The sequence below is a fragment of the Halococcus sp. IIIV-5B genome (assembly GCF_003602035.1).
Lineage (GTDB): Archaea > Halobacteriota > Halobacteria > Halobacteriales > Halococcaceae > Halococcus > Halococcus salsus.
This window is the reverse complement of the sequence record NZ_QZWE01000068.1, coordinates 1-1101: the sequence shown is the minus strand read 5'-3', so window position 1 is coordinate 1101 and position 1101 is coordinate 1. Positions and strand designations below refer to the sequence as shown.

Sequence of the window (1101 nt, the reverse complement as noted above, 5' to 3'; positions counted from 1 at the left end):
GTCCTCCTGTTCGACGCTGCCGTCCTCGGCGTAGGCGAAGATCTCGTAGGTCACGGACTCGACGTCGCCGTTCTCGTCGAAGTTGACGCTGCTCGATGCGCCCTGGTAGTTTATCTCCTCGCCGTTGGCGGCCATCCGAACCCCCTCCGCGAGGTTCTCGGGGCCGACGGCCGTTCCGCCGGGGTTGGCGACGGCCGCGACGTTCTCCTGGACCGCCGGACCGCTGTTCTCGCCCGCGGCGGCGTTGGCGAGGATCTGGACCGCGGTGGCGTCGTAGGCCTGTGAGGTGAACACGCCGGGTTCGTTGCCGTACTGTTCCTGGAAGGCGTTGGTGAAGAACTCCTGGGCGGGCCCCGCGGCGAGCGGTGCGGTGCCGATCACGTTCGTCATCGACTGGCCGACGTTGCCCGGGAGCTCGGGGTCACGCAGCCCGTCGGTCACCATGATGGTCGTGTCGCGGCTGTAGTTCGAGTAGTAATCCCGGAAGAGCTGGTTGCCGCTCTCGGGGTAGCCGATCACGAGGAGGCCGTCGGGGCTCGACGACATCGCCTGCTGGAGCTTCGAGGTGTAGGAGGACTGGGCCTTCTCGAAGGAGACCTGCGCCGGCACGTTCCCCTCCCCGAAGGCCTGGACGAAGCTGTCGGCGAGCGCCTGGCCGTAGGAGTTGTTGACGTACATCACCGACACCGTCGAGGCGTCGACGCGTTCGTTCGCCACCTGTGCCAGCACCTGCCCCTGGAGGGCGTCCGAGGGCGGTGTCCGATAGACGTAGCCGTTGTCCTGGAGGTCGGTGATGTCGGGCGAGGTGCTCGACGGCGAGACCAGCACGACCTGGTTCGGGATCGCGACCTCCTGGGCCACCTGGATCGTCGTCTCGGAGGAAGCCGCACCGGTTATCGAGGGGTAGCCACCGTCGACCAGCGACTGCGCCGCGGTGATGCCGGCTTGCGGGTCGGTCTGGGTGTCCTCGGTCTGGGTGTCGATCGTGAAGCCGAGGTTCGAGCTACTCAGCTGGCGGGCCGGCAACAAGGCCCCCTGCTGGATCGGCTGACCGACCGAGGCGAGGTCGCCCGTCGTCGGCAGCAGGACACCGACCTTGAT

1 protein-coding gene is annotated in these 1101 nt (G+C 67.5%); it reads right to left on the bottom strand.

Annotated elements, in window-relative coordinates; all coding sequences use genetic code 11:
* Nucleotides 1-1101: ABC transporter substrate-binding protein (locus D3261_RS19410; protein WP_120075248.1), on the bottom strand; the 1101-nt coding region annotated here is incomplete at both ends.